The sequence below is a fragment of the Kineococcus sp. TRM81007 genome (assembly GCF_022669155.1).
Taxonomy (GTDB): domain Bacteria; phylum Actinomycetota; class Actinomycetes; order Actinomycetales; family Kineococcaceae; genus Kineococcus.
The window spans coordinates 56,104-74,742 of the sequence record NZ_JALBVB010000050.1; the positions used below are offsets into that span (position 1 = coordinate 56,104).

An 18,639-nucleotide genomic window follows, 5' to 3' on the forward strand; every position below is an offset into this window, starting at 1 on the left:
CCTGGTGCGCGCCCGGGCGCGCGGGGTTCTCGGCGTCCACGCCGTGACATCCCTTCGTCAGCACTACCTGCGTCAGGTTCGACGGGTGTGATCTCAGCCCCTCGCGGGGCACCCCGTGTCACGGGCGAACCTAGCACCGCCGGCGAACCCCACCCCGGGGGCCACCCCGCCCACCCCTCCCCTCTCCTCCCCACCTGCGGTGACCTTGCACGGNCCGCGCAAGGTCACCGCGGGTGGGGGCGGGTCCGGGGGCGGGTCAGGGGACGGGGTCAGGGGACGGGGGCCGGAGCGGGGGACGCGTCGCTGACGACGGTGCTGACGACGGTGGTGTTCCGCCCGGCCTCCTTGCCCTCGTACAGGGCCAGGTCGGCCAGGGCGATCACCTCGGCGGCGCTCAGGCCCGGCTGCCACTGGGCGACGCCGATCGTGCAGGTCTGCCCGCGCGGCACCGCGGCGCGGATGCGGTCGGCGACGGCACGGGCGCCGGCGACGCTGCACCCGGGCAGCGCCAGGACGAACTCCTCCCCGCCCCAACGGGCCAGGGTGTCCACCTCGCGCAGGCACCCGCTCGCGGCGACGGCGAACTCCTGCAGCAGGTCGTCGCCGGCCAGGTGCCCCTGCGTGTCGTTGTAGCGCTTGAAGTGGTCCAGGTCGATGAGGCAGAACGACAGCGGCAGTCCGCTGCGCACGGTGCGGGCGATCTCCTTGGAGGTGGCCTCGTCCCAGCGGCGGCGGTTGGCCAGGCCGGTGAGCGGGTCGCGCTCGGCGGCCACGGCCAGCTGGGCCAGCAGGTCTGCGCGCTCGATGCCGTGCGCGGCCTCCTGGGCCAGGGTCGCCAGGACGACGCGGGCCTGTGCGGGCAGCTCCTGCACCCGGGTGCGCCAGACGCTGGCGAGCAGGCCGGCGGTCTGCCCGTCGGCCGTGGTGATCGGCTGGTAGGCGACCGAGACGGCGCCCAGCGCGTCGCGCAGCCGCGCCGCCGCGCCGGTGCACCCGGCGAGGTCGCTGACGAACAGGGGTTCACCGCGCCGGAACGCGTCGGCGAGCACGGTGGGCTCACCGACGGGGACGCTCACGGGGACCATCCCCTCGCCCCAGACCGCCCGGCTGACCAGGGCGCCGCGGCCGTCGGGCTCGGCGAGGTACACCCCGTCGGCGCCGGTGATGCGGGCCGTGGCCTCGCACAGCGCCTCGCGGGTGTCCGCGGCGGCGTTGAGGGAGCGCAGCGCACCGGTGAGCAGCTCGGCGGTCTCGGCCTGCCGCTGCGCGTCGGCGGCCTGGCGGCGCACCTCCGCCAGGAGCGCGTCGCGCTCGTCGCGGCCGAGCGCGAGCACGAGGCCGATGACGGCGGCCACGGCGGCGTGCCCCTGCACGAGCAGGGCCCGCGCGGTGTGGTCGGCCACCGCCGCGAACGGCCCGTGCCCGTGCAGCGTGAAGACGACGGCGCAGGCGCCGGTGAACAGGCAGTGCAGCACGACGGTGCGGCTGCGCAGGCGCAGCGCCACCCACACGGTGAGCACCGGCAGCAGGAACGTCACGGGCAGGCTGCCCAGCAGCGCGAACTGGGCGGTGTAGGCGGCCCCCGAGACCGCGAAGGCGAGCACGGTCTCCGCGGTGCGCGGGCGGCGGGTGCGCGCCGTCACCAGCCGCAGGCCCGCGCAGCCGACCAGCAGCACGGCCAGGCCGTTGCGCGCCACCCACGTGAGCAGGTCGACCCACCCGGTGCGGTCGGTCTCCCAGGCGGCGGCGGAGGCGGCGAGGACACCGCCGACGCTGACGGCGATGCCGCACGCGGCGAGCAGGCGCGCCAGCTGCAGCACTCCGCGCAGCGGCTGCCCGGGCCCGGCGCCGGGGCACCAGCGACGCAGCAGCGCCGTGAACAGGAGGGTCTGGACGAGGGTGGCCACGGTGGCGGCGACGGCCAGGAGGGGGGTCGCGCCGGTCGCCAGGTGCACGAGGACGCCGGGGACCACGAGCAGGGCGGCGTCGAGCGCGCGACCCGCGACGCTGCGCGGGGCGTTGAACCAGACGGCGGCGACCCCGGCGCAGGGCGAGACGAGCGCCAGCGCGCTGCCCTCGGGGACCGTGTGGCGGCCCACCACCATCGTGGCGGTGAACAGCGCCGCGAACAGGACGCTGGCCCGGGTGGGGTTCGCGAGCGCGCGGAGCGCAGCGGCACCGGGTGCCCGGGCGCCTGGGTGGTGCACGTCCTCCGCCCTCCCGTCTGTTGATCGGCGGAGCGCGACCGGGGCTCACTGCCGAACCGCGCCGTGGTGGTCATCGGCACCGGGGCAGCCGCCTTGAGCCCGGGATGGTGACGGTGCGTGACCGTCCGCCCGTCCGGGGGCGTCGCCGGACGGGCGGACGGACGACGCTTCACCCCAGCGCCACCGCTGCCGATGACTGGGGCGTCAGGTGCACCCGATCGCTGCGGCGGTGGTGCACGGGCCGGTGCGGGGGCGTGACCCCGGCACCGCCGAACCGCCGAAGGAGGACCCGGTCATGGCCAAGGTGCTGGTCGTCGAGGACGACGCGGACATCCGCACGCTGCTCGACCTGCGGCTGCGCGCCGCGGGGCACCGGGTGATCGGGGCGGAGTCGGCGCCGGCGGCCCTGGCGGTCATCGCCGAGCGCGGCGCCCCGGACGTCCTGGTCAGCGACGTGTCCCTGCCGGGCACGACGGGCCTGGAACTGGTCGCGGCCCTGCGCGCCCGGGAGGACTACGCGCACCTGCCGGTGGTCTTCCTCAGCGGCCGGGTGCAGCCGGCGGACATCGAGGCCGGCCGGGCGCTGGGTGCGGTCTACCTCACCAAGCCCGTCGTGCTGACCGCCCTGTGCACCGCCATCGAGCAGGCGCTGGCGACCACCGGCGCCGGCGCCACCTGGTGACCACCGCCCCGCGCGCGACCAGCACCCCGCGCGCACCGCGCACCCGGTCCTCGATCGCGCGGATGCTCACGGCGGGCCTGCTGCTGACGATCACGACGGTCCTCGTCCTCGGCGGCAGCTCGTACGCGCGCATCGAGACGCTGCTGGCCGAGCGCGCCGACGTCGACGCCACCTACGCGGTGCTGGACGACATCAGCGCCCTGCGGGTGCTGGTGCGCGACGCCGAGCGCGGTCAGCGCGGGTACGTCATCACGGGGCGCGAGTACTACCTGGAGCCGTACGAGCAGGCCGTCGGCGACCTCGGCGACCTCGTGGGGGTGCTGGAGGGCGAGACCGGCACGAGCGCCGCGGCCGCGGCCGCGCGGGCCGAGCTGCGCAGCGCCGTGGCGACCAAGCTGTCGGAGATGCAGAACACCATCGCCCTGCGCCGCGGCGCCGGCTTCCCGGCCGCGCAGGCGCTGGTCAGCACCGACGACGGTCGCCGGGCGATGCAGCGCATCACCGCCGCGCTGGACGTCCTGGAGGCCGGCGAGCGCGCCCTGCTCGCCGAGCAGCAGCGCACCGCGACGCTGAACGCCGCCCGCACCCGCGCCCTGATCCTGGCCGGCACCACCTGCCTCGTCCTGCTGCTGGCCGCCGGGGCCCTGTGGGTGGACCGGCGCATCGTGCGGCCCGTGCAGCGCGTGGCCGCCGCCGCCCAGCAGCTCGCCGCCGGGGAGACCACCGAGCCGGCCGCCGTCACCGGCCCGGCCGAGGTCGTCGCCGTGGGCGAGGCCGTGAACACCGCGCTGGCGGTCCTGGTGGACTCCCGCGACAAGGCCGTCGAGGCGGACCGGGCCAAGTCGGCGTTCCTGGCGACGATGAGCCACGAGATCCGCACGCCGATGAACGCCGTGATCGGCATGACCGACCTGCTGCTGGACACGCCCCTGGAACCGCACCAGCGCGAGCTGGCCGAGACGGTCCGCGACAGCGGCGAGACCCTGCTCGTCGTCATCGACGAGGTCCTGGACTTCTCCCAGCTGCAGGCCGGCAGCCTGCGCCTGGCCGACGAGCCGTTCGACGTGCGCGACTGCGTCGCGGGCGCCGTGGCGCTCGTGCGCCACGAGGCGGGCGCCAAGGGCCTGGAGCTGGTCGTCGAGGTCTCCCCCGCCGTCCCCGCGGCGCTGCGCGGCGACGCGCCCCGCCTGCACCAGGTGCTGGCGCACCTGCTGCGCAACGCCGTGACGTTCACCTCCCGCGGCGAGGTGGCGCTGAGCGCCGTCATCGTCCCCGGCGGGCGCGGGACCGTGCAGCTGGTGCGCTTCTCGGTGCGCGACACCGGGACGGGCATCCCCCCCGAGCGCATCGGCCAGCTGTTCCGCTCGTTCGCGCCGCTGGACCCCTTCACCCGCCCGCAGGGCGGTGTGGGCCTGGGCCTGGCGATCTGCTCGGGCCTGGCGGGTGCCATGGGCGGCGACCTGCGGGTCGACAGCACCCCCGGCATCGGCTCCACGTTCACCCTGGACGTCCCGCTGGCCGAGGCCACCGGCGCGGTCGCCGCACCGGCCCGCCCCGTCGACGACCTGACCGGGCGCGACGTCCTCGTCGTCGACGACAACGCCACCAACCGCCGCGTGCTGCAGCTGCAGCTCCAGGGCTGGGGCGCCACCTGCACGGGTGTGGCGTCCGCCGGCGAGGCGCTCGCCCTGGTCGCGGGCGGCCGGGCCTTCGACGCCGCGCTGGTGGACATGCACATGCCCGGCACCGACGGCGAGCAGCTGGCGAACGCGCTGCGGGCGCTGCCCGCCGGCCGCGACCTGCCCCTGGTGCTGCTGAGCAGCGGGCAGCGGCATCCCTCCGCCACGGCGGACGGCGTCGTGGACGCCGTCCTCAGCAAGCCGGTGCGCACCGCCCTGCTGGAGGGTGCGCTGCGCGGGCTGCTCGGCGCCGCGCGACCCGCCACCACCAGCCCCACCACCACCGGCCCCACCACCACGGGCCCCATCACCACGGGCCCCACCACCACGGGCGCGGCCGCGGCGACCGCGGCGCGCGGCACCGCCCTGCGCGTGCTGCTCGCCGAGGACAACGCGGTCAACCAGAAGGTCGCCCAGCTCCTGCTGGCGAAGTTCGGCCACGAGGTCGACACCGTCGACGACGGCCTGCAGGCCGTCGAGGCGGCGCGCGCCTCGCGCTACGACGTCGTCCTGATGGACCTGCACATGCCCGGGATGGACGGCCTGCAGGCCACCCGGCTCATCCGCTCCGAGGTCCCCGCGGAGCTGCAGCCGCGCATCGTCGCGCTGACCGCCAGCGTCCTGTCCGAGGACCGCGAGGCGTGCCGCGAGGCCGGCATGGACGACCACCTCACCAAGCCGGTGCGGGCGCGCGAGCTGGAGAACGCGCTCGCCAGGGTGCTCTCGGCGGTGCGCGACGACCCCGCCGGTGCGTGGTCGTCGCAGGGCACAGGGGCACCGGTCCCGGAGGCCCGGGTCCCGGTGACGGTCCCGCTGGAGGTGGCCGTGCGCGCCCGCATCGCCGACCTCGGCGGCGCGGACACCGACGCCGACCGGGCCCTGTTCGCGCAGCTGCTCACCTCGTTCGTCGAGCGCGCCCCCGCGGCCGTCGCCGACCTGGAGGACGCCCTGGCGGCCGGGGACGCGCGTGAGCTGGAGACCCGCGCGCACAGCCTGAAGGGGTCCGCGGCCAACCTGGGCGCGGAGGTCCTGGCGCAGCTGTGCGCGGACCTGGAGGCGCGGGCGCGCGCCGGCGAGGCGCCGGTCGGCCGGTCCCTGAGCGGGTTGCGCGAGGAGCTGGAGAGCACGTGCCGCACCTTCAGCGCCATCGCCGGGGAGTTCACCGCCGCCCTGCGGAGCACCACCGGGGCGGTGCCGGTCGACGAGAGCGCGGGGTGGTGAGCCGGGTGAGCGGACAGGTGGGCACCGGGCCCGCGCAGACAGGACACGGGCGGACAGGACACGGGAAGGTGGTTGGAGCGGACGTGCAGGAGGGTTCCGCGGTGGTCCCGCGCACCGCTGCCGGCCCGGGGCGGGCGCTGGCCGGCACCGAGCGGGCGGAGCTGGAGGCGCTGCGGCAGGCGCTGGCCTGCGCCCCGGACGCGTTCGTCTCCATCGACGACGACGGGTCGCTCACCGACTGGAACCAGGCGGCCGCCGACCTGCTGGGCTGGGAACGCACCGAGGTGCTGGGCCTGCCGATGACGCAGGTCGTCGTCCCGCCGGAGCTGCGCGGAGCGCACCGGGCGGGCCTGGCCCGCTACCGCGCCACCGGCGAGCGGACGGTGTCCGGGCGCCCCGTGGAGGTCGAGGCGCTGCACCGCGACGGGACCCGCGTGCCGGTGGAGATCACCGTCTGGCCGACCTGGGTGGCCGGTGAGCGGCGCTGCCACGCGTTCCTGCGCGACCTGCGCCCGCGCCGCGCCGCCGAGCAGGCGCTGGCCCGCAGCGAGGAGCTGGCGCGCGCCGAGCAGGAGCGGACCCGCCGCCGCAGCCGCGTGCTGCTGACGACGGTGCAGGTGCAGCAGGCGGTCGCCGCCGCCGGCACCGACCGCGCCGCGGTGCTGCAGGCCGTCGCCGACGGTGCGGTGGCCGCGTTCGAGGCCGCCGACGGGGCCGTCGTGGAGCTGCTCGAGACCGGGCAGCTGCGCTACGCCGCCACCGCCGGCGCGCTGGTCGCCCACGCGGGGCTGCGGCTGCCGGCCGCCGGGTCGCTGTCGGGCACCGCGATCGAGCAGGGGCTCCCCGTGCTGTGCGAGGACACCGCGACCGACCCGCGGGTGGACGCCGAGGCGTGCGAGCGCATCGGCGTCCGCGCCACGTGCACCGCCCCGCTGGTCAGCGGAACCCGGACGGTGGGCGTGCTGAAGGTCTCCAGCGGCACCACCGGCGCCTTCACCGCGGAGGACGCCCAGCTGCTGCAGCTGCTCGCCGGCAGCCTGGCCGCGGGGCTGCGCCACGCCGACGACGCCGCGCGCAACGCCACCCTGCTGGCCGAGTGCACCGCCGCGCTGGAGGCGCTGGAGATGAGCGAGCAGCGCTTCCGCATGATGTTCGACGGCTCCCCGCTGGGCATGGTCCTGACCAGCCTGGACGCGGCCGACGCGGGCGACCTCCTGCAGGCCAACGCGGCCATGGCCGAGATCACCGGCCACTCCCCCCAGCGCCTGTCGCGCATGGGGCTGCGCGACCTGCAGCACCCCTGGGACGCGGCCGACAGCGCCGAGCTCACCGCCCGCCTCGTCGCCGGGGAGCTGGACACCGCGACGACCGAGACGCGCTTCGTGCACGCCGACGGGCGCACCCTCTGGGTGCGTCTGCGCAGCGCCGTGGTCCGCGACGAGCACGGGGCACCGCTGTACCTGGTCGCGCAGGTGGAGGACGTCACGCAGCGGCTGGCCGAGCAGGCGCAGCTGGCCGAGCGCAACCGGGAGCTGGAGGCCGCCAACCAGCTCAAGCTGGACCTCATCGGCATGCTCGGGCACGAGATCGCCAACCCGCTCGCCTCGATCCAGGGGTACTCGGAACTGGCCGTGCAGTGCTGGGACCAGCTGGAGGAGGCCGACCGGCGCAGCAGCGCCGAGGCCGTGCACCGCGGCGCGCAGCGCCTGGACACCATCCTGCGCGAGGTGCTGACGATGGTCAGCGTGGACGCCGGGCAGCTGAGCGCCACCCCGGAGCGGGTGCGCGTGCGCGCCGTCGTCGAGGCCGCCCTGGCCAGCGTGCCGGGCGCGGCCCCGGGCGTCCACTGCCCGCCGGGCCTGGCGGCGTCCGTGCAACCGGGCCACCTGGAGCAGGTGCTCGTGAACCTGCTGTCCAACGCGGCGAAGTACGGCGGGGGTGCCACCGCGGTGCGCGCCGGGACGGTCGGCGACCGGGTGCTCGTGAGCGTGGAGGACGCCGGCCCCGGCGTGCCGGAGGAGTTCCGCGACCGGCTGTTCGAGCGGCTGGCCCGCGCCGACGCCACCGCCGGCACGGTGCGCGGCACCGGCCTGGGGCTGTACATCGTGCGCGAGCTGCTGCGCGCCAACGGCGGGGACGTGCGCCACGCCCCGCGCCCCGACGGCGGCTCGGTGTTCACCGTCGAGCTGCCGGCCGCGCCTCTCGGCTGAGCGAGGGGGCGGTTTCAGCCGGGGCCGGGCGGGGCACCTGTCCTGCATGAGCCTGAACATGGCGGGGAAGGTGTCCGTGGAGCGCCCGCGCACCACCGCGGGGCAGCACCTGTCGCTCCTGGTCGGCGCCCTGCTGATCGTCCTGGGCCTGGCGGGGTTCGTGGTGACCGGCTTCGGCGACTTCACCGGCGGTACCCACGAGCAGCAGGTGATCGGTTTCGCGGTGAACCCGCTGGCGAACGTGCTGCACCTGGTGCTGGGCGCGCTCGGGCTGCTGGCGCGCACCGGTGCGCGCCGGGCGCGCTGGTACGGCGTCCTGCTGGTCGCCGCCGGGGCCGGGTTGTTCGCGTACTCCAACAACGCCGACGTGAACGTGCTGAACGCGAACTGGCCCACCAGCGCGCTGCACCTGGTGATGGCGTTCGCCGGCCTGGTGATCGCGTTCGTGCCGGTGCGGGCGGGGAAGCGCCCCGACACCGCGGAGCTGCGCTGACCCGAGCGGTCCCGGCCCGTCCCGGCCGGGTGCCCGTGCGGGGCGCCCGGCCGGGACGGTGCGCCGTCAGGACGCCGTGTCGCCCGCCTGCCGGGCCTGCGCCCACAGGTCGACGCCGGAGTCGACCGCGAACTCGTCGATCGCGCGCAGCTCCTCGTCGGTGAAGTCGAGCTTCGCGACGGCGGCGACGTTGTCCTCCACCTGCTGCACGCTGCTGGCCCCGATGAGGGTGGTGGTGACCCGGCGGTCGCGCAGCACCCACGACAGCGCCAGCTGCGCCAGGGTCTGCCCGCGGCCGGCGGCGATCTCGTTCAGGCCGCGGATGCGGCGCAGGTTCTCCTCGGTGAGGATCCCCGGGTCCAGGGACTTGCCCTGCGCGGCGCGCGAGTCCGCCGGGACGCCGTCGAGGTAGCGGTCGGTGAGCAGCCCCTGGGCCAGCGCGGTGAACGGGATGCAGCCGACACCCTCGGCCTCCAGCACGTCCAGCAGCCCGGACTCGATCCAGCGGTTGAACATCGAGTACGACGGCTGGTGGATCAGCAGCGGCGTGCCGAGGTCGCGCAGGATCCGCGCCGCCTCCAGGGTGCGCTCGGGGCCGTAGGAGGAGATCCCCACGTACCGGGCCCGCCCGGAGCGCACGATGGTGTCCAGCGCACCCATCGTCTCCTCCAGCGGCGTCCCGGGGTCGGGCCGGTGGTGGTAGAAGATGTCGACGTGGTCGAGGTTCATGCGCTCCAGCGAGGCGTCGAGCGAGGCCATCAGGTACTTGCGCGAACCGCGGTCTCCGTACGGCCCGGGCCACATGTCCCACCCCGCCTTGGAGGAGATCACCAGCTCGTCCCGGTAGGGGGCGAGGTCCTCCTTCACCAGCCGGCCGAAGTTCGTCTCGGCCGCGCCGTAGGGCGGCCCGTAGTTGTTCGCGAGGTCCATGTGCGTGATGCCGAGGTCGAACGCGCGCCGGACGATGTCGCGCTGCGTCTGGAACGGCTTGTCGTCGCCGAAGTTGTGCCAGAAACCCAGCGAGAGCGCGGGCAGTTCCAGGCCGCTGCGGCCGCAGCGGCGGTAGGGCATGGAGTCGTAACGTCCAGCGTCTGCGGTGTAGGTCACGACCGGCGACTCTAGGGCAACGGCTGAGGCGTCGCGCGGTGCCCGGGCGGGGAGTTCCGCCGGGGGCCCGGCGCAGCTCGTGGCGGCGGCGCGCGGTGGACGCTCAGGCGGTGGTCGTGGCGGTCGGCTCGGCGGTCGGGCTGGCGGTCGGCTCAGCGGTCGGCTCAGCGGTGGGCTCAGCGGTGGGCTCAGCGGTGGGTTCGCCACCCTCCTCCCCGTCGCCCTCGCCGCTGTCGGCGCTGACGCGGGTGGCGGTGGGGCCGTCGGTGCCGCGGGTGCCCTTGAGGTTGACGTGGTCGCCGACGGCGATCCCGGCCAGTTCGGCCGGGGCGTCGTCGCGGACGATCTTCGCGCCCTCGGCGACGGTCACGGTGAACTCCGTGCCGCGCAGGTCCTTGGCGCGGCCGCCGCGCACGGTGATCGTCAGGGTGCGCGCGGCGGTGTCGACGGCGCTGACCGTGCCGTGGACGACGAGGACGTTCTTGGCGCCGCGGGAGCCGCGGGTGATGCGCGGGGCCGGGGCGCTGGTGCTCGTGGCGGTCGGCGTGGCGGTGGGGGCGCCGGTCGGGGTCGCCGTGGGCTCCGCGGTGGCGGTGGGCTCCGCGGTGGCGGTGGGCTCCGCGGTGGCGGTGGGCTCCGCGGTGGCGGTGGCCGTCGCGGTGGGGCTCGCCGTCGGCTTCGCCTTGGGTGCCGCGAGCGCGGCGCCGGTGGTGGGCACGGCCAGGGCCGCGGCGAGGACGGCGGTGAGGGTGAGGGTGGTGGTGCGGCGCAACGTTCTTCCTCCTGGGTAGCCGGGCCGCCTCAGCGGGTGAGGCCCCTGTGCTTTGCGTCCCCGCCTCGCGGCGGGTTTGCCCTTGTCCGGTGGGCACGTGGAGGTGCCCACCGCCCACCGTGCGGGACGGGAGGGGGTGGTGTCGAGCGGCCTCACCCGGTCGGGGGTGCGTCGTGCTCCGGGGGCACCGCGTCGCCGCTGCCGGTGGCCGCGCGCACGGCGGCGGCGCGGCGGACGGGGTCGACGAGCACGTCGACGGCGTCGACCCACTGCTCGACGGCCCCCACGCCCGGCGGCAGCGCCCGCGCGGCCGCGTCGCGCACCGCGCCCAGCACCGCGGGGACCAGGCCGGGGTCGACGCACCGGAACGGGCGGTCGTGGAAGGGGACGGTCGCGGTGGGGGTGGTGGGCAGGCCTGTGGTGCGCTGCAGGTGCAGCAGGTGCTCCAGCGCTTCGCACAGCGCGGCCTGCCGCTGCGGCCAGTCGCCGGCGGCGAGGGCCGCCGCCAGCGCGGGTACGGCGACGGACGCGCGGGGCAGCGCCGTGAACGCGGTGCCGGCCCACTTGGGGTACGGCGGCCAGCGCTGTTCGAGGAGGAAACCCAGGTGGACGGCGGTGCGCACCAGCCGGGCGGTGACCACGCGGGAACCGAGGTCGTCGCCGACCTGCCCGGTGCGGCCGACGAACGGCAGTTCCTGGTCGAGCCGCTGCCAGTCGCAGGCCACGACGTGGTGCTGCACGTCGTCCGGGTAGCGGGCGAGGCGTTCGCGCAACCGGGTGGTGCGCCCGTCGGTGTCGGCGAACAGCGGGCCCGCGGTCAGTTCCAGGACGGACTGGCCGGTGGGGACGAGCCAGTCGGCCGGGCTCCAGGGGCGGGTGACGTCCACGCCGAGGCGTGCGGTGGCGAACGCGTCGGGGTCGGCGACCTCGACGCGGTGCGCGGGGCGCGGGTCCCAGGTGGTGGGGAACCGGGTGGGCAGGCCGGCGAACTCCTCGGGGAGCTCCGCCGCGAGGAACTCGTCCACCTCGGCGACGCGGGCGGCGGGCACCAGCAGCGTCAGCCGCAACCCCCAGTCGTGGTCGCGGGAGGTGGCGTCGTCCAGGCCGAGGACGTCGGAACCGGTGCCGAGGCGGCCCGCGGCGTGCGGCAGGCCGGGGAACGAGCGGTGCAGCAGGGGGCCGACGGCCCGCTCCCAGTAGGCGCGGGCGAGGTCGGCCCCGTTCGCGACGGTCACGCCGGGCGGGGCGGCGGGTCGAAGCGGCCCAGCCAGCGCCCCACGACCCGACTCATCCCGCCCTCCTGCGGGGAGAACCCCAAGCCCCCGTAGAACTCCCCCGCGTCGTCGGTGAACAGGGCGACGTGCTGCCCGGGCACGGTCTGCACCAGCCGCCGCACCACCTCCGAGCCGATCCCGCGGTGCCGGTGCGCGGTGGCGGTCCACACGTCGACGAGGTAGGCGTTGCCGACCCCGTCGCTGAGCAGGCGGCCCATCGCCACGACGCGCCCGCCGTCGAGGGCGAACACCGTCGCGTGGGAGTTCTCGCACGAGCGCCGCAGCTCGTCGGGGGTGCGGCCGTTGTGGAAGCCGTCCTCGCGCAGCGCCGCGTCCAGGGCGCCGAAGTCGACGCGGGCGAGGTCGGCGGTGAGCTCCGGGTCGGTCACGACGCGAGCGTGGCGGCCGCGCGGCGGGGTGGCAACCGGGTTTCCCACCCCGGGTGCCGGGCCGCGTCACCCCGCGGCCACCACCCGCACCACCCCGGTCATGTGCGGGTGGACGCTGCACACGTAGGGGTGCTCACCGGCCGCGGTGAAGGTGTGGCGGAAGGTGCCGCCCCCGACGATGCCGCTGTCGAAGCCGTCACCCCGCACCTGGTGCAGGATCCCCCCGTCGTCGAAGACCCACTCGACCGCGTCGCCGCTGCGGACCTCGACCTCGGCGGGGTCGAAGGCGATGTCCCGCACCACGACGCTGACCGCCGGCGGTGCCGGCGCCGCCGCGCTCCCCCGCCCGCAGGACGCGGCGGCGGCCGCGCCCGGGGCCGTCAGCAGCGCTCCCAGCAGCGCCCGGCGCCTCACCCCTCGACGGTGACCGTGCCGGTCATGTCCGGGTGGGGGGTGCAGTGGTAGCCGAACTCCCCCGCCTCGGTGAACGTGTACGTGTAGGTGCCGCTGGTCAGCAGTTCGCTCTCCAGGCCGGGCAGGTCGTCGCCCACGACGTCGTGCGGCATGCCGCCGTCGTCGAAGACCCACTCGACGGTCTGGCCCTCCTGCACGGTGATCTCCGCGGGCGTGAACCGCATGTCCTTCACCTCCACGCGCACCACCGGCTGGCCGTCGCCGTCGGCCACGGCGTCGCTGCCGCCGCAGGCGGTCAGGGACGCGGCCAGCAGCAGGGCGGGGAGGAGGACGGGCTTCTTCACGTGGGGACCTCTCATCGGACGTAGCGCATGTTGGCCGTCATGCCGGCCTCGAAGTGGTAGACGTTGTGGCAGTGGAACATCCACTCACCGGGGTTGTCGGCGTCGAAGTCGATGCTCATCGACTGCCCCGGCAGCACGAGGGCGGTGTCCTTGCGCAGCCCGCCGTACTCGGGGATCGCGAAGGTGTGCCCGTGGGTGTGCATCGGGTGCCACATGGACGTGGTGTTGTTCATGGTGATGCGGACGCGCTCGCCCTCGCGCATGACGAGGTTCCCGGCGTCGGCTCCCGCCATGCCCCAGGCGTACCGGCCCTCGACCTCGATGAGGTCGATCGAGTAGGAGCGGTCGGGTTCGCGCTGCTCCAGCACGGACCGGGCGGCGGGGCGCATCGCGCTCTCCAGCACCAGCCGGCCGGACAGTTCCGGCAGGTCCGGCACCGTGGCGAGGGAACCGGCGGAGCCGGTGGCGTCCCGGGTGCGCAGGACGGCGGCGGCGTGCCCGCTGCGGCCCTCGACCACCGCCACGACGGGCCAGGCGCCCGAGCGCGCCGTGACGAGCACGTCGTAGCGCTGCGCCGACCCGATGACGAGGGCGTCGGTGACCACGGGTTCCACGTCGAAGCCGTCCGCCGCGATCACGGTCATCTCGTGCCCGGCCACCGCGACGCGGTAGGCGGTCTCGGCGGCGGCGTTGACCAGGCGCAGGCGCACGCGGGCGCCCGGTGCGGCCTCCAGGACGGCGGGGTCCTCGGGGGGACGGCCGTTGACCAGGTGCAGCGGGTAGGTGATGTGCCCCGTCATGCCGCCGAGCGCGTCGGAACGGCCGTGGTCGCCCGCGACGAGGCCGGCGGCGGTCGCGGCCTCGCTCGCCGAGGGGGTGGCCGGCGCGGCGGCGCCGTGACCGGCGTGGCCGGCGTGGCCGCCGTGCCCGCCCGTGAGCGCGGGGTTCAGCGCCTGCAGGACGGCGTCCGGGGTGGTCCCCAGCCCGTCGACCCAGTCGTCGAGGACGACGACGAACTCCTCGTCGGCACCGGAGGAGTCCTCGGGGTCCTCCACGACCAGCGGGCCGAGCATCGCCCGGTCGGACTGCATCCCGGAGTGCGAGTGGTACCAGTAGGTCCCCGGGTCGGGGACGATGAAGTCGTACGTGAACTCCGCGCCGGGGGCGATCGCCTCCTGGGTCGCGGGCGCGGCGCCGTCCATGTCGTTGCGGCAGGCGATGCCGTGCCAGTGCACCGTGGTGCTCTCGGCGAGCTCGTTGCGGACGACGGCCCGCAACCGGTCACCGCGCCCGACGCGGATCTCCGGGGCGGCCAGGCCGTCGCCGTACACCCACGTGTCCACGGCGCGTCCGGCGAGGTCCACGGTCGCCGCCCGCGCGACGAGGCCGACCTCGACGGTGCGCCCGGAGGCGCTGCGGCGGGCCTCGGCGGCGGCGACCTCGGGGTCGGTCGCGGCCACGAGGTCCAGGGCGGGTGCGCTGGGGCCGGGATCGGCCCGTCCCTCGCTGCCGCAGCCAGCGAGCGCGACCCCGGTGCCGGCCGCCCCGGCGAGCAGCAGGCCGCGACGGCCCACGAGGGGTCCTGCCGGCAGCAGCGGGGAGCGTCCCCACCGCTGCCGGCGGGCGGCTGCCCTCATCCGCGGGCCTCGGGCGCGAGCAGGCCGGACACGTCGTCGACGTTGCCGGTGACCTCGACCGAGCTCTTCTCGGTGCCGGTGGCGGCGTCGAACCCCTTGAGCAGGGTCGGTGCCTCCCCGTCGGCCTCGGGGCCCTCCCCCAGCACGTAGAGGGTGGTGCCGGCGGTGTCGAACGCGAAGGAGTCCAGGGAGCTCATCCCCAGGGACTCCAGCGTCAGGGTCGCCACCGGGTCCAGGCCGGCCGCGTCGCGCAGCTGCACCTGCACGACGTCGCCGCCGCGGGCGGAGTGCGGGTGGACGGCGCTGTCGGTGTAGGCGACGGCGATGCGCGTGGCGTCCGCGTTCACGGCCGTGTCCGCGAACCGGCCGGAGTCGACGCCGACGTTGCCCAGGGGCGCCTGGGGCTGCTCGGGCAGACCCCGGGAGAAGTCGAACAGGTAGGCGTCGCCGTTCGCGCCCACCAGCAGCCCGGCGTCCACGGCCCCGGCGGTGCTGGCCTCCCGGTTGCTGACGAAGTCCTCGGGCAGGACCTCGGCGCGGCCGGCTTCGACGGGCACGCCGTCCTCGCCGATGGTGATGCGCACGAGTTCCCGGGAACCCTCGCAGACGGAGTAGACGTCGTGGCCCACGACCCACGTGAAGGGGCCGCACCCGACGAGCGGCAGCATGCCGCTCTGCTCACCGGCCGCCAGGTCCACGACGCGCAGGCCGTACATGCCGTCGTCCCAGGTCACGAAGTACTGGCGGTCGGCCGTGACGGCGTGCGAACCGTCGCGGGAGTGGACCCGCGCGGTGTCGGGCAGCTCGATCTCCTGCGGGTCCAGGAGGTCCCCGGAGTAGCGCGAGACGACGAAGTCGGCCTGCCCGCGGTTCCCGCGGGGTCGCCACACCTCGGCGGCCAGCACCGCGGGCTCGTCGGAGGACTCGGTGACGAAGGCGTGCACGACCGGGTCCCAGATCCCGGGGCCGGTGGCGATGCGCGACTCCACGACACCGGTGGCCGGGTCGACGACGTCCCACACGTACTCCAGACCGCCGGAGCCGCTCTCCCGGGTGACCATGCGGTCGGCGGGGACCGGGGGGATCTCGCTGACGTGCAGCGGTTCGGGGATCGTGTCGCCGATCTCCTGGTCGTTCGCGCCGAGGGAGATCCCCTCCCCCGGCGTGGTGTACGGCGGCGGGCTGAACGTCGGTTCGCCGGCGGCCGGCGCGGCCGCCGCGGCGGATCCGGCCGGTTCGTCGTCGCCGGTGCAGCCGGTCGCCAGGACCACCGCCACCAGGGGCGCGGCCAGCGCCGCGGCGCGTGCTCTGCTGAGCTTCACGTGGGGGACACCTTTCGTCGGTCGAGGGGCCGCGGCCGGCGGGTGGTCGCCCGCCGGCCGCGGTTCACAGCACCGCTGCCGCTGCGGCGCCGGCCAGCAGCGCCAGGGCCGCCCCGCCCAGCAGGCGGGCGGGGTTGTCCAGCAGGAGCGTGCGCCCCAGGTGCCGGTCGAGCTCCCCGCGGCGGGCGCTGGGGAGCGCCGCCCAGGAGGAGACCGTGCGCCCCAGGGCCATCAGGGCCCAGCCCAGGGCTCCCCACCACGGGGAGCCGGCGAGCAGGACGGCGAGGGTGAGCAGGTAGAAGGCGGTGGTGCGGATGAAGATGAGGTACCCGGGGCCGATGAGGGCACCGAACCCGAGGGCGACCAGGCGCGGCTGGTACCGGCGCCGCCACCCCGCCGGGACCTGCCGGGAGCGCTGCGGGTGGGGCAGGGTGACCAGGCGCATCTCGTGCAGCGCGTACGCGGCGGCGACCGCGGCCCAGCCGAGGAAGCCCCACGACGTCGGGACGCGCGCGACGAGGTCCTGCAGGACCCCGCCGAGCGCACCGACCGCGGCTCCCGTGGGGATCGCCGTGAGCAGCAGTCCCAGCGTGTACCAGAGGATCCGTCGTGCGGGTGTCGAGCGCCCGCGGACCGCGGGCTTGGGCGCCACCGTGGTGGCGACCAGCGAGTAGCCTCAAGGCGACCAGCTGGCCCCGATCCCCGAGAGCAGCGCGGCGGGCAGGACGAGCAGTCCCCACGAGGGGTGCGGCTCCACCAGCGCCGCCAGGACCAGCCCCGCCACCAGCGCCGACGCCCACGCACCGAGCCTGGCCCGGCGGCCGTACGCCGCCGCGACGGGGGGTTTCGAGAACGCCTGCGCCGGGCGCGTGCCGGAGGGGATCACGCCCCGGCACCGACCTTGGGCCGGGCCGCCGGCCGGGGGGTGCAGTCCTCACCGATGATCGGCGCCATGGTGCAGGTGTAGGACTGCGACTCGTCGGAGACGCACCAGATGATCTCCTGGTCGTAGCTGCCGGAGACCGGGTTGTACATGACGGCCTGCGCGTCGGGTTCACCGCAGTAGTTCGTCGAGCACGAGGAGGCGCCGCAGCAGTCGTAGTAGGCGATGAGGTACGTCTTGCCGGTGGTGGGCTCGGTGCAGCACCCCACCCAGAACTCCGCGCCCGGCTTGCTGCCGGGGGCGCAGGTGGTCACCCCCCCGCCCGTGCAGGAGGAGCACGGGCGGCCGTCCATGTTGCACCAGCGCCAGTACTCGCACTCGGCGGGGTTGCCGCCGTCGTAGACGGGCAGCAGGGGCTCGGTGCCCGGTGCGGCCGGTGCCCCCGGTGCCGCCTGCGCGGACCGGGTGACGGGCAGCGCACCGATCATCGCCACCCCCGTCAGGCCCATCGTCCAGGCGCCCAGCTTGCCCAGGGCCGAGCGGCGCGAGACGCGCTCGGACAACCGCCGGGCCACCCTGCTGGTGCGGGTGCCGCCCTGGCCCGCCAGCCAGTCCGCCTGCTCCTGCACGGTCCTCTCGTCGACGGCGAACTTCTTCTCGTGGGTCTCGTCGGGGTCTCGCACGGTTCTCCTCTCATCGGTCCTGCCGCTGGTCCCCGCGGGAGCGCGGGTGTCGCCGGGTTCAGCCGGCGAGCTCCACCCGGGCGTCGCGGTGCAGGTGCTGCACGGAGGGGGTGCCGGTCTCCAGGGCGTTGAGCAGGCTCTCCACCTGCTGCAGGTGGTTGCACAGGCCCTTGGCCCGGATGACTCCGTGCTCGTCGAGGACGACGCCGTAGGGGGTGGTGCCCACCTGGTAGGCGACGCCCACGTCGCGGGCGTCGACGTAGCTGAGCTCGTCGGAGATCCTCCCGGCGGCGAGGAACGCGGCGTGCTCCTCGGGCGTGCCGTCGGAGACCATGACGACCTCCAGGTCCCGCTCGGCCCGCGCCAGGGCGCGGATCCCCGGCAGCAGGCTCTTGCAGGTCGAGCAGTTGGGCCCGGTGAACATCAGCAGCTGCGACTTGCCGCGGTGACCGCCGACGCTCACGGTGCGGCCGAGGTGGTCGGTCAGCCCGCTGAACGCCGGGCCGGTCTCCTCGACCTTCGGGCCGGAGTCCATCATCCGGGCGCCGAGCGGCCCCAGGCGAACCTGCACCCGGCCGACCTCGCGGGCCAGCGCGAGCACCATCAGCAGCAGCCCGGTCACCGCCAGGGTCAGCACGCCGGTCATCACGAGCAGGAACGTGGTCATCGGGGTCTTCCTCGTCTCGTCGCGCCCGCCGAACGGGCCGGGGAGTGGGGTTTCGGGAACCTCAGCGGGCGGTGCGGGCCAGGGCGGCGCGGTAGCGCACCGACGCGTCGGCGAGGTGGGTGTCCGCACGGGTGGGCCGGCGGTCCACGACGCGGGCGACGCGGGCCACCACCAGCGCCAGCAGCAGGACCACCACCGCCAGGCACGCGCCCTGGAACCTGTCGGCCGCCGCGGGGGCGGTGGGGGCTGCCAGCAGCAGAGCCGCGGAGGCCGCTGCGAGGGCAGCGGCGCGCAGGGCGTGCCACGGGCCGATGCGAGCCACCTCACCGGCGGGCGGGTCCGTGAAACCGAAGCAACCGCAGTCGATGTCACGACGCCCGCGGGCGAGGTTCACGACCAGCCCGGCGGTGAACGCCGCGAACAGGGCGGTGGCGGCCGCCGCGGCCGCCGGGGCGGCGACGCCGGCGACGAGGGCCGTTCCGGCGAGCACCTCTGCGACGGGCACGACGCGCGCCACGGGGCGGGTGAGGGCGCCCGGCAGGACGCGGAAACCCCGCACGACGCGCGAGAAGGCCCGCGGTGCGAGGAGTTTCGGGGTTCCGGCGAGGACGAGCACCAACCCCACGAAGGCGCTCACAGCGCTCCAGGCCACGGC

At 75.8% G+C, this 18,639-nt stretch carries 18 protein-coding genes and 2 riboswitches; of the genes, 4 read left to right on the forward strand and 14 right to left on the reverse strand.

What is annotated here, in order from left to right; genetic code table 11:
• Positions 1 to 32: 32 nt before the first annotated feature.
• Positions 33 to 126: riboswitch (TPP riboswitch) on the reverse strand.
• A gap of 143 nt (positions 127 to 269) precedes the next feature.
• Positions 270 to 2,207 (reverse strand): diguanylate cyclase domain-containing protein, encoded by a 1,938-nt coding sequence (locus MN205_RS09075; protein ID WP_242126450.1) that lies wholly within the window; start codon positions 2,205 to 2,207, stop codon positions 270 to 272.
• Positions 2,208 to 2,502: 295 nt separating this feature from the next.
• Between MN205_RS09075 and MN205_RS09080 the strand changes: the two genes are divergently transcribed.
• The 4 genes from MN205_RS09080 to MN205_RS09095 all read left to right on the forward strand — a co-directional run bounded on the left by MN205_RS09080 (position 2,503) and on the right by MN205_RS09095 (position 8,492).
• Complete coding sequence (locus MN205_RS09080) at positions 2,503 to 2,889, forward strand: response regulator (protein ID WP_242126452.1); 387 nt, start codon at positions 2,503 to 2,505, stop codon at positions 2,887 to 2,889.
• Positions 2,886 to 5,789: a response regulator gene (locus MN205_RS09085; protein ID WP_242126453.1), complete on the forward strand. Its 2,904-nt coding sequence runs from the start codon at positions 2,886 to 2,888 to the stop codon at positions 5,787 to 5,789. The genes MN205_RS09080 and MN205_RS09085 overlap by 4 nt, the downstream gene beginning before the upstream one ends.
• Before the next feature lie 68 nt (positions 5,790 to 5,857).
• Complete coding sequence (locus MN205_RS09090; RefSeq protein WP_242126455.1) at positions 5,858 to 7,999, forward strand: PAS domain S-box protein; 2,142 nt, start codon at positions 5,858 to 5,860, stop codon at positions 7,997 to 7,999.
• A 46-nt stretch (positions 8,000 to 8,045) separates the two neighbouring features.
• Positions 8,046 to 8,492, forward strand: coding sequence for a DUF4383 domain-containing protein (locus MN205_RS09095; RefSeq protein WP_242126457.1), 447 nt, complete (start codon positions 8,046 to 8,048; stop codon positions 8,490 to 8,492).
• Between the two features lie 66 nt (positions 8,493 to 8,558).
• Here the strand turns inward: MN205_RS09095 and mgrA are convergent, their stop codons facing one another.
• From mgrA to MN205_RS09160, 13 genes are all read right to left on the reverse strand, one after another.
• The gene (mgrA, locus tag MN205_RS09100) at positions 8,559 to 9,599 is read right to left on the reverse strand and encodes an L-glyceraldehyde 3-phosphate reductase (protein WP_242126460.1); all 1,041 of its coding nucleotides are present in this window, start codon (positions 9,597 to 9,599) and stop codon (positions 8,559 to 8,561) included.
• Between the two features lie 103 nt (positions 9,600 to 9,702).
• Entirely contained in the window at positions 9,703 to 10,371 is a 669-nt protein-coding gene (locus tag MN205_RS09105) for a PT domain-containing protein (protein WP_242126462.1), read from the reverse strand.
• Positions 10,372 to 10,382: 11 nt separating this feature from the next.
• Positions 10,383 to 10,462: riboswitch (cyclic di-GMP riboswitch) on the reverse strand.
• Positions 10,463 to 10,523: 61 nt separating this feature from the next.
• The gene (locus MN205_RS09110; RefSeq protein WP_242126464.1) at positions 10,524 to 11,606 is read right to left on the reverse strand and encodes a DUF4037 domain-containing protein; all 1,083 of its coding nucleotides are present in this window, start codon (positions 11,604 to 11,606) and stop codon (positions 10,524 to 10,526) included.
• Positions 11,603 to 12,034 (reverse strand): GNAT family N-acetyltransferase, encoded by a 432-nt coding sequence (locus MN205_RS09115; protein WP_242126466.1) that lies wholly within the window; start codon positions 12,032 to 12,034, stop codon positions 11,603 to 11,605. The genes MN205_RS09110 and MN205_RS09115 overlap by 4 nt, the downstream gene beginning before the upstream one ends.
• Before the next feature lie 66 nt (positions 12,035 to 12,100).
• Positions 12,101 to 12,448: a hypothetical protein gene (locus MN205_RS09120; protein ID WP_242126468.1), complete on the reverse strand. Its 348-nt coding sequence runs from the start codon at positions 12,446 to 12,448 to the stop codon at positions 12,101 to 12,103.
• Positions 12,445 to 12,792: a plastocyanin/azurin family copper-binding protein gene (locus MN205_RS09125; RefSeq protein ID WP_242126470.1), complete on the reverse strand. Its 348-nt coding sequence runs from the start codon at positions 12,790 to 12,792 to the stop codon at positions 12,445 to 12,447. The genes MN205_RS09120 and MN205_RS09125 overlap by 4 nt, the downstream gene beginning before the upstream one ends.
• An 11-nt stretch (positions 12,793 to 12,803) precedes the next feature.
• A complete protein-coding gene (locus MN205_RS09130) occupies positions 12,804 to 14,429 on the reverse strand; it encodes a multicopper oxidase family protein (protein ID WP_242126472.1) in 1,626 nt (541 codons plus the stop codon).
• Positions 14,426 to 15,751, reverse strand: coding sequence for a hypothetical protein (locus tag MN205_RS09135; protein ID WP_242126474.1), 1,326 nt, complete (start codon positions 15,749 to 15,751; stop codon positions 14,426 to 14,428). Before MN205_RS09135 ends, MN205_RS09130 begins: the two co-directional genes overlap by 4 nt.
• 64 nt (positions 15,752 to 15,815) lie before the next feature.
• Positions 15,816 to 16,403, reverse strand: coding sequence for a hypothetical protein (locus MN205_RS09140; protein WP_242126476.1), 588 nt, complete (start codon positions 16,401 to 16,403; stop codon positions 15,816 to 15,818).
• Positions 16,404 to 16,427: 24 nt separating this feature from the next.
• Positions 16,428 to 16,637 (reverse strand): hypothetical protein, encoded by a 210-nt coding sequence (locus MN205_RS09145; RefSeq protein ID WP_242126478.1) that lies wholly within the window; start codon positions 16,635 to 16,637, stop codon positions 16,428 to 16,430.
• Positions 16,634 to 17,317 carry a methylamine dehydrogenase light chain gene (locus MN205_RS09150; RefSeq protein ID WP_242126480.1) on the reverse strand — a complete coding sequence of 228 codons (684 nt, stop codon included), beginning with the start codon at positions 17,315 to 17,317 and terminating at the stop codon, positions 16,634 to 16,636. Before MN205_RS09150 ends, MN205_RS09145 begins: the two co-directional genes overlap by 4 nt.
• 58 nt (positions 17,318 to 17,375) lie before the next feature.
• Positions 17,376 to 17,984, reverse strand: a complete 609-nt coding sequence (locus MN205_RS09155) for a redoxin domain-containing protein (protein WP_242126481.1) — start codon at positions 17,982 to 17,984, stop codon at positions 17,376 to 17,378.
• A gap of 61 nt (positions 17,985 to 18,045) precedes the next feature.
• On the reverse strand, positions 18,046 to 18,636 hold the full coding sequence (locus MN205_RS09160) for a MauE/DoxX family redox-associated membrane protein (protein ID WP_242126483.1): 591 nt from the start codon (positions 18,634 to 18,636) through the stop codon (positions 18,046 to 18,048).
• Positions 18,637 to 18,639: the final 3 nt, after the last annotated feature.